Origin of the sequence: Enterobacter sp. SM3 (genome assembly GCF_009811935.2) — a bacterium.
GTDB lineage: Bacteria > Pseudomonadota > Gammaproteobacteria > Enterobacterales > Enterobacteriaceae > Enterobacter > Enterobacter asburiae_D.
Map to the genome: position 1 here is coordinate 3,885,913 of NZ_CP099971.1, position 13,802 is coordinate 3,899,714.

The window sequence follows — 13,802 nt, forward strand, 5'->3', positions numbered from 1 at the left end:
CTAAGAATTCTCACCAATCAATACCTCTGGGATCTTGATTCTGGCCGTTCACCCTGCGCTTCGCCAGCAGGAAAACGCAAGGGAATGAGCCGAAGTGCAACCAGGTGTGAATATTCTCTGTTGCTGTTACAGGTTGAACTGTCAGGCAAAAAAAAACCTGCGTAAAAACGCAGGTTGGTGTAAAGCGTGTTAATCAACCGGAGTTGATTCCACCTATCAATACCTCTGGGATCTCGACTGTATCAACCTCTTTGACGTCACCGCCATCGGACAATCGCAACAGCCTGAGGCAAAGTGTAACCAAAGGTTCAGATTGACATTCTTCAGACATGACTGCGCGTGTAACGATTACACCGCCAGGGTTGTCCTGCGTCACGTTTGTGGAGAGCGGAAATCCGCTCCCCTTGAATGCGCGCCGCTTTTCCGCAACACTAATTGGTGTGTAAACGCTTACCCCCAATAAGAAGGTAATGAATGGCGACAATAAAGGATGTGGCCCGTCTGGCAGGAGTGTCGGTGGCAACCGTCTCCCGCGTGATTAACGACTCACCGAAAGCCAGTGACGCATCGCGCCAGGCGGTACAAACCGCCATGGAATCCCTGAATTATCATCCTAATGCCAATGCCCGCGCGCTCGCCCAGCAGTCCACAGAAACCATTGGTCTGGTGGTGGGAGATGTCTCCGATCCCTTTTTCGGCGCGATGGTGAAAGCCGTTGAACAGGTTTCTTATCAGACAGGCAATTTTTTGCTGATCGGCAATGGCTATCATAATGAACAAAAAGAACGCCAGGCTATTGAGCAGCTGATCCGCCACCGCTGTGCGGCGCTGGTGGTTCACGCCAAAATGATCCCGGATGCCGAACTGATTCATCTGATGAAGCAGATCCCCGGGATGGTCATCATCAACCGCATAATTCCCGGATTTGAAAAACGCTGCGTGGCGCTCGACGACCGCTACGGCGCGTGGCTTGCGACGCGTCATCTGATTCAGCAGGGCCACACCCGGATTGGCTATCTCTGTTCCAATCACCCTATTTCTGATGCAGAAGACCGCCTGCAGGGCTACTACGATGCTCTGCGCGAAAACGGACTGCCGTGTAACGATCGCCTGGTGGCCTACGGTGAACCGGATGAAAGCGGCGGTGAACAGGCCATGACCGAGCTGCTGGGTCGCGGACGGAATTTCACGGCGGTTGCCAGCTATAACGACTCGATGGCCGCAGGGGCAATGGGGGTGTTGAATGACAACGGGATTGAGGTACCGGCAGAAATTTCGCTGATTGGCTTCGATGACGTGCTGGTCTCTCGCTACGTGCGCCCGCGTCTGACCACCGTGCGCTACCCGATTATCACCATGGCAACGCAGGCCGCCGAGCTGGCGTTAGCGCTGGCTGAACAGCGCCAGCCGCCGGATATTACGCATCTGTTTAGCCCTACGCTGGTTCGCCGTCACTCCGTTGCCTCTCTTGCGGAAGCGCAAAGCGAATAACGGTAGAGGTGAACCCGCGTGTTGGGGTATTCCAGCCCATCACCGATATACTGCCAGCCGTAACGTTCGTAGAAGTCGCGGCAGGCAGACCACAGATGCAGCTCGGTGTACCCGGCCTGCGCGGCATACGCAATAACATGCTCCTGAAGCTTCCCCGCGAGTCCTTTTCCTCGCGCCGCCTCATCCACGTACAGCGCCGCCAGCCAGGGATAAAGATCCTGACGCGTGATGAGATCGCAGCGCCATAATCCGACGGTGCCCAGAAGCCGTTCATCCTCAACGGCAATAAACGTTATCGGCAGCGCTTCAGGCGTCTGGCTGTGATCGATAACGCTCTGGAAAAATTCACGCGGCAGGCCGTCACCGAAGGCCTGCCAGATCCAGTCGATCACCTGCTCCGCAAACTGCGGCGCGGCGTACAGCGGGAGGATCTTCATATCAGTTTCCCCTGAAAAAGAGGAACTGACTCAAACAGATAACCGTCGAAATCCGGCGCATCTTCATCAGACAGCTCCAGCAAACTTTTTTTCACATTTTCCAGATGCTGGAACATGGCCTGCCAGGCCCCCATCACGTCGCGACGGCGCAGGGCAGCAAGAATGGTTTGCCGGTCGCCGAGCCACTTCAGGCGATACGCACGACTGGCAATATGGACGTTAAACTGCTGCCACAGCGGGCTGCTGTCCATGTGGTGCCAGATACTTTCCACTGTTGCCAGCAGCATCTGATTTTGCGTTGCGCCCGCCAGCACCAGGTGGAACATCTTGTTGTTGTCCTGGCTGTTGTCGTCCGCGGCAATGGCGCGCTGCTCCTGCTCGATGATGCGGCGCAGATTATCGATATCCGCCCGCGTCGCCATTTTGGCGGCAAAGGCTGCGATGTTGCTTTCGAGCAGCTGGCGAGCCTGCAAAATCTCAAACGGGCCCACGTCGCTGTTAAGGAAACGCTCTTCCTCATTTTCATGTTCGTCGGGGATGCGCATGACGTAAACACCCGAGCCCTGACGGATATCCACCGTGCCCTGCAGCTCCAGCATCAGCAGCGCCTCGCGCACGATAGTGCGGCTTACGCCATAGGTCTCGGCAATGTTGCGCTCCGGCGGCAGGCGCGACCCAACGGGATAATGCCCCTGGATAATTTGCGCCCGTAAATCCTCGCCAATTTCCTGGTACTGTTTTTTTTCCGGCAGGATGACAGCCTTATCCACGTTTTCACCTGTTTTTTCAGTTAATGCGCAGGCCGGGCGTCCTCCCGGCCAGTTTGTACGCTATTTTATCAGAACGCTTACTTCCATTCATCGTCAACGCTGAGCGTCAGGACGCGCTCATCGCGCAGCTGACGGAACCAGGATGCCGATTTTTTGGCGCGCCGGGCGCGGTTATCCTCCAGATCAATCTCAATCAGACCATAGCGATTTTTGAAGGCGTTCATCGGCGAGACGTTGTCGGTAAAGGCCCAGAGCATATAGCCGTGGCAGTTCGCCCCCTCCTCGCGCGCCAGCAGCGTGTAGTAGAGGTGCTCGCTGATAAAATCGATCCGGTACGTATCTTCGATAACGCCGTCACGGCTGCGGAACTGCGCTTCGTTTTCAACGCCCATTCCGCTTTCCGCCACGAACCAGTCGATATTGCGGTACTCCTTTTTAATTCGCATCGCCATGTCGTAGATAATGCACGGATAAATCTCCCAGCCGCGGGATCTGTTCATCCGTCGCCCCGGGAGTTCAAACGGCTCGTAGTAGTACGCCGGGTGAAACGGGGTCTCCGGATGCCAGGCGCGGGAAGGCGCTTTCACCCGGTGCGGGTAGTAGAGGTTGATCCCTAATTCGTCGACGGTGTTGTCGGCAATCAGCGCCAGTTCGTCATCCGTATAGGTCCACGGCACCTGGTGCTGCTCCAGCAGGGTAAAGAGCGCCTGCGGATAGCGCCCGTGCACCAGCGGGTCGAGAAAGACACGGTTGTAGAAGAGATCGTACATCTCCGCCGCCCGCACGTCGTGCGGCGCACGCGACCGCGGATAGGTTACTTCCGGGTTGAGAATACAGCCTACGGAACCGTCATACCCTTTCTCCCGAAACAGCTTCACAACCTTCGCCGTCGCCAGCACCTTGTGGTGATTCCACTGCATCCAGGTGCCGGTGTTCTGCTCGTACGGCCAGCGCAGCGCATCCAGATAAACGCGGGTCTGCACCACAATCGGCTCATTGAAGGTAAACCAGCGGGTGACGCTGCCGTGAAAGCGTTCAAACACCTTTTCCGCGTAGCGGACAAACAGTTCAACCACGTGCTTCGACGCCCAGCCGCCGTATTTCTCAAGCAGCACGCCTGGAAGCTCGTAATGCTCCAGGCAGATCATCGGTTCAATACCCTGGCGGTGCATTTCATCGAACAGGGCGGCGTAATACGCGGCGTACTCCTCATCTATCGTCACGTCTTCATAGTCGGTCAAAAACCGTGACCAGTTTATCGAGGTCCGGTAGTGCGTCAGCCCCGCCTGCTTCATCAGGGCTACATCTTCGCGGAAGCGGTTGATAAAATCGGTCGCCACCGCCGGCCCATAGCCGTTGTGCCAGACGTGACGATCGTTTTTGTACCAGAGATCGATCCACGAATCCTGGCCCGGTTTTTTGCCGCTCCAGCCTTCGGTTTGCCAGGCTGACGCCGCTGCGCCGAGAATAAAATCCTGCGGCAGGGTTATCTTTTTTATGCTCATCATCACCTCAGGCGTTATCGGTAGCTTGCTGCAGCGCGGCCTGATCCGCACGGCGTGAGGCAATCTTCACAAACGGCAGATAGATAATGACGGCAGTGACAATGCAAATAAGCTGAGTTATCACTGCCCCCATTGAGCCTGCGGTGGAAAGCCAGGCGTTAATCAGCGGCGGTGTGGTCCACGGCACCATCACGACGGCTTTGCCGGCAAAACCGGTTACCGTCGCAAAGTAACCGATAGAGCCAGTAACCAGCGGCGTAATGATGAACGGAATGGCAAGGATCGGGTTGAGCATGATTGGCATACCGAAGATCACCGGCTCGTTAATGTTGAAAATGCCGGGGCCAATAGAGAGCTTGGCGATCTCCTTCATCTCTTTACGTTTGGTGGCGATCATCACCGCGATCAGCAGGCCGATGGTCAGCCCTGACCCCCCGATGCTCATATACACGTCCCAGAACGGCATAGTGATGATGTTCGGCACCTCTTTGCCCTGCTCAAAGGCGCTCATGTTAACGGTGATCGCCCCCAGCAGCAGCGGCTCGCGGATCGGCTTGATCATCTGGTTGCCATGAATTCCAATCACCCAGAATAGCTGGGCGACAAACATCAGCAGCAGAATGCCCGGCAGGCTTTGCACCACGCGCTCCAGCGGCTGCTGCACCACCTGGTAGACCGCGTCGTAGAGATACATGCCGGTAAGCTGGTGGAAAACGAAGCCAAACGTGGCAATCGCCGTGGTGGTGATAATCGCCGGGATCAGGGCCGAGAACGATGCCGCCACGTTAGGCGGTACGGTATCCGGCATCTTAATCTTCAGCCCCTTACGGTTTTCCAGCCAGCAGTAGACCTCGACGGAGAGAATGGCGATAAACATGCCGAGGAACAGGCTGCGGGTGTCGGAGAACTGGCGCAGCAGCACGTCTTTCACCACGTGCATTTCGCCGTCCACCAGCATTTCCACCGTGGTCGGCGTCACGCAGATGAAGCAGATCACCGCCAGCAGGCCGGGGAACAAGGATTTGATCCCGTTAATCCGTCCCAGCTCCACGCCAATCAAAAACACCGCGCCGATGTTGAGGAAGTTAAGCGTGGCGTAATTTAGCGCACTGGTGATCGGCTTTAGCGCGGCGAGAAACGACAGCGACTGGAAGCTCGCCAGGCCGTTTTTCGGATCCAACACCATGTTGGAGATCAGCACGGAGAATGCCCCAACGATGATGACCGGCATTAAGGTAATAAAGGCAGACTTGATCGCCATGATGTAGCGATAGCTGTTGAATTTGGTGGCAAAACTGCCCAGAGCGTCGATCAGTTTTTCCTGTAATGCCATAGGGTAATACCTCAGTAAAAGGGCTTTTATTGAATAAGGTGTACAGCCGGATACTATTGGCATACCAAAAATAGCTTTATGGGGCTTTCCGTTCTGTGATTAAGCTCTCAACGGAGCAAGAGGTATTCCAGATGAGTATTTTTGACCATTTTGGCATGCCACTTAACGACGAAAATTCCGTGCTGTCAGGTCGTTGCCAAAAAGCGTGATCGTGGCGGAGTTTTTGCGCTTCCCGCATCGCTTATACGCCGTGAGGTCTGTGTTAAACTGCAGACCATTACGTGGAAGCAGGAATGTAGAATGGCAACAATGCTGGATGTCTCACTGCGTGCGGGCGTGTCGAAGGCCACGGTATCGCGCGTGCTGAACGGCACGGGTCAGGTTAAAGAGAGCACGCGTCAGCAGGTGTTTGCGGCGATGGAAGAGCTGGGCTATCGCCCAAACTTTCTCGCGCGCTCGCTGGCTAACCAGACCAGCAACAGCATTGGTCTGGTCGTCTCCACCTTCGACGGCTTTTACTTTGGCCGCCTTCTCCAGCAGGCGTCGCGGCAGACCGAAACCCACGGGAAACAGCTGATCGTCACCGATGGCCACGACGCGCCGGAGCAGGAAGAACAGGCGGTGCAGATGCTGGCCGATCGCCAGTGCGATGCCATCGTGCTTTACACGCGCTACATGAGCGAGAAAGCGATCGTCAAACTGATGGACACCGTGAAAACGCCGCTGGTGGTCATTAACCGTGAAGTGAGCCAGGCGCCGGATCGCTGTGTGTTCTTCGAACAGCAGGATGCCGCGTTTAAGGCCGTGGATTACCTGATCGGCCAGGGACATCGGGAGATCGCCTGTATCACCGTTCCGATCCATACCCCAACCGGGAAAGCGAGGCTGATGGGCTATCGCAAGGCGCTGGAAAAGCACGGCATCCGCCTGGACGAGCGTCGAATAAAGTACGGTGATGCGGGTATGACGCAGGGATACGAGCTATGCAAGGAGCTGATTGCCAACGGCGTGCCGTTTAGCGCCCTGTTTGCCTGTAACGACGATATGGCGCTGGGTGCGTCCAAAGCGTTACACCAGGCGGGGCTTAAAATTCCGCAGGATATTTCACTGTTCGGCTTTGACGATGCCCCAAGCGCGAAATGGCTGGAGCCTGCGCTCTCGTCGGTTTATCTGCCCATCGACAATATGATTGTCACGGCCATCGATCAGGCGATCCGGCTGGCAAAAAACCAGCCGGTCGATGCCATCCCGCCGTTTACCGGCACGCTGGTCTTACGCGATTCGGTCACAACGGGGCCGTACTTTCATCAGATGAGTTCTAAAGCCAGCAGTTCCTGAATGGTCTGGCGACGACGGATCAGCCGTGCCTTGCCGTTATCAAACAGCACTTCCGGCAGCAGCGGGCGGCTGTTGTAGTTAGATGACATCGACGCCCCGTAGGCACCGGTATCATGCAGCACAAGATAATCACCCGGTTTGACCTCTGGCAGCGCGCGGGTCTCCACTTTGCCGCCTTCCTGCTGAGTGAACACGTCACCCGATTCGCACAGCGGTCCCGCAACGACCGTCTCAACCCGCGGCGCCTGCGTTAAGTCGCGGCCGTCGGCAGCCAGGGCGGTAATGTGGTGATAGCTGCCGTACATGGACGGACGCATCAGGTCGTTAAAGCCTGCGTCAATCAATACGAAGTGGCGAGACCCCATATCTTTCACGCTGCGCACCTGCGAAACCAGCACACCGGCTTCCGCCACCAGGAAACGACCCGGCTCAATTTCCAGCTTCACCGCGTGACCAAGATGCGCGGCAATTTGATCGCGCGCGGCGCTCCACAGACCGTAATAGTGATCGGTATCGATCGCCTCTTCGCCTTCGCGATAGGGAATGGAGAGGCCGCCACCGGCAGAGATCGCCTCCAGATCCTGACCGAAGTCGATAACCTGGCGCACCATCGCGCCGCACACCTGCTCCAGGTGGCCGTAATCGACGCCAGATCCAATGTGCATATGAATACCCACCAGCTTCAGGCTATAGCGCTGTAATACCTCCAACGCGGCGGGCATATCGGCATACCAGATCCCGTGCTTGCTGTTTTCGCCGCCGGTATTGGTTTTTTGGCTGTGACCATGACCAAAGCCCGGATTCACGCGCAGCCAGACGCGATGGCCGGGAGAAACCTGACCCAGCTGCTCCAGCATATCCACAGAACCGGCGTTCACCGGGATCTGCAGCTCGTGGACGCGCGCAAGCGTCGCATCGTCGATCACGTCGGCGGTAAAGACGATCGCGTCGCCGTCGGCTTTCGGATCGAATCCGGCCGCCAGCGCACGCTCGATTTCGCCCAGTGAGACGGAGTCGACCTTCACGCCCTGCTCACGCATCAGGCGCAGAACATGGATATTGGAGCAGGCCTTCTGGGCAAAGCGCACCACGTCAAACTGATGCAGGGCGGCGATCTTCTCGCGAACGATCTGCGCGTCGTAGACCCACACCGGGCAGCCAAACTCGGCGGGCAGGCGCAGCAGGTTGTCGGCGTTCAAATCGGTATCAGTCTGGTTCAGCGGGCGTGGCATGGTCTTCTCCGGATAAATGCGTTTTCATGATTACGCCACAGCACGAAGAGAATAAAAAATATCGTTTTATCGCGAGTCTATGCAAAAATGATATGGATAGTAATCTGCTTTCAGGTGCCCTATGCCCGCCGTCAATTTACGCCATATCGAGATTTTTCACGCCGTGATGACCGCCGGCAATCTCACCGAAGCCGCGCAGATGCTGCATACCTCGCAGCCGACGGTGAGCCGCGAGCTGGCGCGCTTCGAGAAAGTGCTGGGGCTGAAGCTGTTCGAACGCACCCGGGGCAGGCTTCACCCAACGGTGCAGGGGTTACGCCTGTTCGAGGAAGTTCAGCGCTCCTGGTACGGACTGGACAGAATAGTGAGCGCTGCGGAAAGCCTGCGCGAGTTTCGCCAGGGCGAGCTGTCGATCGTCTGCCTGCCCGTCTTTTCGCAATCTTTTTTGCCGATGCTGCTTCAACCCTTTCTGGCCCGATACCCGGAGGTCAACCTCACCATCGTGCCTCAGGAATCCCCCCTGCTTGAAGAGTGGCTTTCGGCTCAGCGCCATGATTTAGGCCTGACCGAGACCCTCTCCACGCCAGCGGGAACGGCGCGCACGGAGTTGCTCTCGTTAGATGAAGTGTGCGTTCTGCCCGCCGGACATCGGCTTGCCGGTAAGGCGGTGCTCACACCGGAGGATTTCCACGGGGAAAACTACATTAGCCTGTCGCAGACCGACAGCTACAGACAGCTGCTGGATACGCTGTTTGCCGAGCATCAGGTCAAACGGCGAATGGTGGTGGAAACGCACAGCGCGGCTTCGATTTGCGCGATGGTGCGTGCAGGCGTCGGCGTCGCGGTGGTGAATCCGCTCACGGCGCTGGACTATGCCGGAAGCGGGATCGTCATCCGTCGCTTTAGCGTCTCCGTCCCGTTCACCGTGAGCCTGATCCGCCCGCTGCACCGTCCGGCCTCCGCGCTGGTGGACGCGTTCACCGAACACTTAAAGGAGCACGCGCGTCAGGTGGCGCTTCGCTTACCTGACCTGCAAAACCCGTTATGAAAGCATAAACGCCACGGCATCCGCGGCATGGATGGCGGTGGTATCGAACACCGGGACGGGGCTTCGCTCGACGGGCACCAGCAAACCGATCTCGGTGCAGCCGAATATCACCCCTTCGGCCCCCTGCTGCGCGAGTTTATCGATGACGCTGACGTAATACGCCCGGGAAGAGTCGCTGAAGGTACCGAGGCAGAGCTCGTCAAAGATAATCTGATTGATGCGCGCCCGATCGTCTTCATCAGGGATCAGGCTTTCGATCCCAAATTCACTGTGCAAACGTCCGCGATAAAAATCCTGTTCCATGGTGTAGCGTGTACCCAAAAGCGCTACGCGGCGCATTCCGGATGCCGCAATCGCCCGCCCGGTCGCGTCCGCGATATGCAGAAACGGCAGCGCGCAGCGGTCCTCAATATGCGACGCCACTTTGTGCATGGTATTGGTACAGAGCACGATACCCTCTGCGCCGGCGCGCTCCAGCCCCAGCGCCGCCTGGGCCAGGATCTCCCCGGCTTTATCCCACTCGCCGCTCGACTGGCAGGCTTCGATCTCATGGAAATCAACGCTGTGCAGCAACAGGCTTGCGGAGTGCAGACCACCCAGACGCTGCTTTACCCCTTCGTTAATCAGGCGGTAATAAGGGATTGTCGATTCCCAGCTCATTCCACCTAACAGGCCGATCGTTTTCATCATCCCTCCTTATCTTTGGTCTCTTTTTTAACATAACCGATGCGCATAAAAAAAGGCGCTCTGTTCAGCGCCTTTTTTCAACTGCAGTTTTTATTTCGCCACCGGCTCTGGCGGCGAAGTACGGGTGAGCATCGCCTCGCGCAGTAAAACGCTACCGCAGGCAAACAGTCCTCCCAGGAGCGCCGCCAGAACGACAATCAGGGCCTTGCCCGGGCCATCCTTTTTCACCGGCATGGAGGGAGAAAGCTGGTACCTGAATGGCTCAAGCTTAACATCGGCAAAGGAGAGCTTTTTCAGCTGCGCCAGATAGTATTCCCGGTTCTGGAAATCCGAATTCAGCTCGGTCACGTCCTTGAGATTTTTTTCTATCTGCAGCTTCTGCGCGATACCGTCCGCTCCGAGGGCAACGGAGTAATCCGGGTCATCTTTTACGGCCTGCCCGTTGCTGTAAACCGGCCTCTTTATGCCAGCGGCATTTGCCACTTCAAGCGAATAATTCAGCCGCTGCAGGTTGGTATTGTGAATAGTGGTCAGACGGACGCGATCCAGTTCCAGCTGCTGCTCAACGACGTTCGTTTTCAGGGCAATCTGGTTGCGGATATTCTGCACCGTCTCTTTTTCAACAATAGCCGCAATATAATCGATGTATCCTTCCAGGACGGCTTGCGCATCGTCTGCTGTCGGCGCAGAGAAGCTCAATGTCCATGAAACGTAAGGTGTTTTATCCGCCTCTTTTCCCTGAGCGTTATTCACCGCCTTCATTCGGTCTGAAATGTTCACTATCGCCCGATGCAGTTCAAGCGGATCCACCTCGGTGCCCTGCAGCTGCGACGTTACGTAAGGAGAGGTTGTCATATACTCTTCGAGCAATGACTGTGACTGGAACTTTTTAATAAACAGGTCAAAGACTTGCGAACGGGTAATCTTCACGTCCACATCAAGCACCTGTAACGCCACCATCATCTGGCGCAGCGGGTTCCACTGCAGCTGTTCTGCCGGGGTGATCACCGCTTTACTGGTCCATTTCTGCGGCAGTAAAAATGAAACGGCCAGCCCCACCAGCGCGCAAGTAAAGATAATGGCGACGATACGTTTTTTCGCCGCCAGAAGGACCTCAAACAGTCCCAGAAGATCTATCTCTTTTGCGCTTACAGCCGGGACGGCATAACGGGGAAAGTCGAGGTCCGTGCTTTTTTTTAAATCCATTTCTGACATAGTGATTTTTCTTTTTCCGGATGCGACGCGCCTTTGCTCAATTGATAGCTGTAGCCAGACAATTCAACAATCTAAGAAAAATCCTAATGCCAGTACCCTCTCTGTGTCTACTCCCTACCCGAGTTAGTAGTGATCTCAGTCACATTATTACTGTGATTAAGCCACCTTTCCCTTTCCAGTCACGCCATGTATTCCAGCCTTCGGACGGGCAAAAACATCACACGCCGATGTTCCGCAGTTTTTCCCCAGCCATCAGCTTGCGCTCGATGTGTTCCAGCGTCACGCCTTTGGTTTCCGGGATCAGCCAGAACGTGACGCCAATAAACGCGACGTTCAGCACCGTGTAGAGCCAGAAGGTTCCGGCGGCACCAATTGAATCCAGCAGCGTCAAGAACGTCGCGCCGATAATCATGTTCGACACCCAGTTGGTGGTCGTGGAACAGGTGATGCCAAAGTCACGGCATTTCAGCGGCTGAATTTCGGAGCACAGGATCCACACCACGGGCGCGGCGCTCATCGCGTAACCTGCGATACACATCATGGTCATCCCGACAGAAAGCCAGGAAAGCCCGCTTGAGGCCGTGCCGTTATCAAACTGCATCAGGCAATAGCCGAGGATCAGCGTGCCGATCGCCATTACGCTAAAACCGATTTTCAGCGCCGGTTTACGCCCGGCTTTGTCCACGGTGAATACCGCAATGAACGTGGCGAACATAAAGGTCAGCCCGACCACCAGAGTTGCGATCATCTGCTGTTCCGTAGTGGTAAACCCGGCCATTTTGAAAATGCGCGGCGCGTAGTACATGATGATGTTCATCCCGGTGAACTGCTGCATCGCCTGCAGCAACATACCGAGGAAGACCGCGCGGCGCACGTTGCGATTGATCTTAAACAGCGCCCAGCCGCCCTGCTTCAGCCTCAGGCTTTCGCGGATCTCGTTCAGCTCTTCGCGCGCTTTTTCCGAAGTATCGCGCAGCATGCGCAGGACCTCTTCTGCCTCCACGTGGCGCCCTTTTTGCGCCAGCCAGCGCGGGCTGTTTGGCAGGAAAACCACCAGGACGATCAGCACCAGCGCCGGTAAGGCCAGCACGCCCAGCATCGCGCGCCAGTTGCCGCTGTAGCTGAAGTAGGTATCAGACAGGAACGCCAGCACGATGCCCAGCGTGACCATCAGCTGATACATGCTGATCATCTTGCCGCGCACGTTCTCGCTCGCCATTTCGGAGAGATAAAGCGGCGCGGTGTAGGAGGCAATCCCCACCGCCACGCCCAGCAGCACGCGGGAGAGCAGCAGCACTTCTACGTTTGTCGCAAACGCGGAGCCGATCGACCCCGCGACGAACAGGACCGCCCCGACCATCAGGCTGTATTTGCGCCCCAGGCGGAACGACAGCCAGCCGTTAAACAGCGCGCCGATGGCCGCGCCGAGCATCATGCTGCTCACCACCCACTCCTGCAGACGGTTGCTGAGGGTAAAGTGATCGGTAATAAACGGTAATGCGCCGGCAATGACGCCGATATCCAGTCCAAACAACAGGCCCGCCACGGCGGCGGCAATGGAGACAAACTGGTTCATGCGGCGGGTATCCCGCAGCGCAGCGGGCATTAGGGTAGAGTCATTTATCGATGTCATATTTTTCCTGCCTCAACAGCAAAATTCGTTAACTGAAATTACGAGAAAGCGAGGAAAAGTGTCAGGCCGGAAATCGCGAAGTTATGGATTATTCCGCTACGGCATACGGTTCTGTGATGGACATTACAATTTCAACTCTTGGCGAATAATCACGTATTTTTACTAATCACTTAATATTTAAGCAATAAAAGTGTGATTGCCGTCATTCATGATTTTTCAGTATGGATTTTTCATCTTTAGCGATATGGATTAAGCCAATTTTTGCGCAAAAAAACCTCCGCCCATGGGCAGAGGTTCTTAATACAGGTGAAATTAACGCGCCAGCCAGCCGCCGTCTACAGCCACGGTGTAACCGTTGATGTAATCCGATGCCGGGGAGGCCAGGAAGACAATCGGCCCCATCAGATCGCTCGGCAGGCCCCAGCGTCCCGCAGGGATACGCTCCAGGATCGCCGCGCTGCGCTCTTCGTCTGCGCGCAGCTGCTGCGTGTTGTTGGTCGCCATGTAGCCCGGCGCAATCGCATTCACGTTGATATTATGTTTCGCCCATTCGTTTGCCAGCAGGCGGGTCACGCCCATTACGGCGCTTTTGGACGCGGTGTAAGACGGCACGCGGATGCCGCCCTGGAACGAGAGCATAGAGGCAATATTAACGATCTTGCCGCCTTTCCCCTGCGCAATAAAATGCTTCGCCGCCGCCTGGGACATGAAAAATACGCTCTTGATGTTCAAATCCATCACGTCGTCCCAGTCGCGCTCGCTGAAGCTGATCGCGTCTTCGCGGCGAATCAGCCCGGCGTTGTTCACCAGAATGTCGATATGACCGAATTCAGCCACCGCGCGATCCAGCAGTTCAGGAATGGCATCGATTTTACGCAGGTCAGCGGTCAGGCTCAGGAAACGGCGGCCCAGGGCCGTCACGCGTTCGATGGTGTCAGTCGGTTCAACGATATTAATTCCGACGATATCGCAGCCCGCTTCCGCCAGGCCTAACGCCATCCCCTGACCCAGCCCGGTATCGCACCCGGAAACCACAGCCACTTTCCCCTGCAGAGAGAATGCATCCAGAATCATGTTTATTCCTTACTCTTTCAGAGCCTGTCACTCACAGGC

12 protein-coding genes are annotated in these 13,802 nt (G+C 56.3%); 3 read left to right on the plus strand and 9 right to left on the minus strand.

Features of this window, described 5'->3' with window-relative positions:
• Positions 1–474 precede the first annotated feature (474 nt).
• Entirely contained in the window at positions 475–1,491 is a 1,017-nt protein-coding gene (galR, locus tag GVO84_RS18165) for an HTH-type transcriptional regulator GalR (protein ID WP_121424570.1), read from the plus strand.
• On the opposite strand, the gene GVO84_RS18170 is transcribed toward galR, so the two are convergent.
• The 4 genes from GVO84_RS18170 to GVO84_RS18185 all read right to left on the minus strand — a co-directional run bounded on the left by GVO84_RS18170 (position 1,452) and on the right by GVO84_RS18185 (position 5,536).
• The gene (locus tag GVO84_RS18170) at positions 1,452–1,928 is read right to left on the minus strand and encodes a GNAT family N-acetyltransferase (RefSeq protein ID WP_159514836.1); all 477 of its coding nucleotides are present in this window, start codon (positions 1,926–1,928) and stop codon (positions 1,452–1,454) included. The two genes, galR and GVO84_RS18170, sit on opposite strands and share 40 nt — an antisense overlap.
• Complete coding sequence (locus GVO84_RS18175; protein WP_024909303.1) at positions 1,925–2,698, minus strand: GntR family transcriptional regulator; 774 nt, start codon at positions 2,696–2,698, stop codon at positions 1,925–1,927. Before GVO84_RS18175 ends, GVO84_RS18170 begins: the two co-directional genes overlap by 4 nt.
• Positions 2,699–2,775: 77 nt before the next feature.
• The gene (locus tag GVO84_RS18180) at positions 2,776–4,203 is read right to left on the minus strand and encodes a glycoside hydrolase family 1 protein (protein ID WP_159515663.1); all 1,428 of its coding nucleotides are present in this window, start codon (positions 4,201–4,203) and stop codon (positions 2,776–2,778) included.
• A 7-nt stretch (positions 4,204–4,210) separates the two neighbouring features.
• Positions 4,211–5,536, minus strand: coding sequence for a PTS sugar transporter subunit IIC (locus GVO84_RS18185; protein WP_024909305.1), 1,326 nt, complete (start codon positions 5,534–5,536; stop codon positions 4,211–4,213).
• 300 nt (positions 5,537–5,836) lie between these two features.
• On the opposite strand from GVO84_RS18185, the gene GVO84_RS18190 reads away from it, so the two are divergent.
• Complete coding sequence (locus GVO84_RS18190; RefSeq protein WP_159514837.1) at positions 5,837–6,874, plus strand: LacI family DNA-binding transcriptional regulator; 1,038 nt, start codon at positions 5,837–5,839, stop codon at positions 6,872–6,874.
• Here GVO84_RS18190 and lysA read toward each other — a convergent pair.
• Positions 6,844–8,106 (minus strand): diaminopimelate decarboxylase, encoded by a 1,263-nt coding sequence (lysA, locus tag GVO84_RS18195; RefSeq protein ID WP_159514838.1) that lies wholly within the window; start codon positions 8,104–8,106, stop codon positions 6,844–6,846. The two genes, GVO84_RS18190 and lysA, sit on opposite strands and share 31 nt — an antisense overlap.
• 121 nt (positions 8,107–8,227) lie before the next feature.
• Here lysA and GVO84_RS18200 point away from each other — a divergent pair, with 121 nt between their 5' ends.
• Positions 8,228–9,154, plus strand: coding sequence for a LysR family transcriptional regulator (locus GVO84_RS18200; protein ID WP_121424575.1), 927 nt, complete (start codon positions 8,228–8,230; stop codon positions 9,152–9,154).
• Here GVO84_RS18200 and GVO84_RS18205 read toward each other — a convergent pair.
• The 4 genes from GVO84_RS18205 to kduD form a co-directional block, all read right to left on the minus strand.
• The gene (locus tag GVO84_RS18205; protein ID WP_159515664.1) at positions 9,149–9,841 is read right to left on the minus strand and encodes an aspartate/glutamate racemase; all 693 of its coding nucleotides are present in this window, start codon (positions 9,839–9,841) and stop codon (positions 9,149–9,151) included. The two genes, GVO84_RS18200 and GVO84_RS18205, sit on opposite strands and share 6 nt — an antisense overlap.
• A 90-nt stretch (positions 9,842–9,931) precedes the next feature.
• Positions 9,932–11,056: an LPS O-antigen length regulator Wzz(fepE) gene (gene wzz(fepE) / locus GVO84_RS18210; protein ID WP_159514839.1), complete on the minus strand. Its 1,125-nt coding sequence runs from the start codon at positions 11,054–11,056 to the stop codon at positions 9,932–9,934.
• 217 nt (positions 11,057–11,273) lie between these two features.
• A complete protein-coding gene (gene araE / locus GVO84_RS18215) occupies positions 11,274–12,689 on the minus strand; it encodes an arabinose-proton symporter AraE (RefSeq protein ID WP_159514840.1) in 1,416 nt (471 codons plus the stop codon).
• Between the two features lie 312 nt (positions 12,690–13,001).
• Positions 13,002–13,763: a 2-dehydro-3-deoxy-D-gluconate 5-dehydrogenase KduD gene (kduD, locus tag GVO84_RS18220; protein ID WP_063144684.1), complete on the minus strand. Its 762-nt coding sequence runs from the start codon at positions 13,761–13,763 to the stop codon at positions 13,002–13,004.
• Between the last annotated feature and the right edge of the window lie 39 nt (positions 13,764–13,802).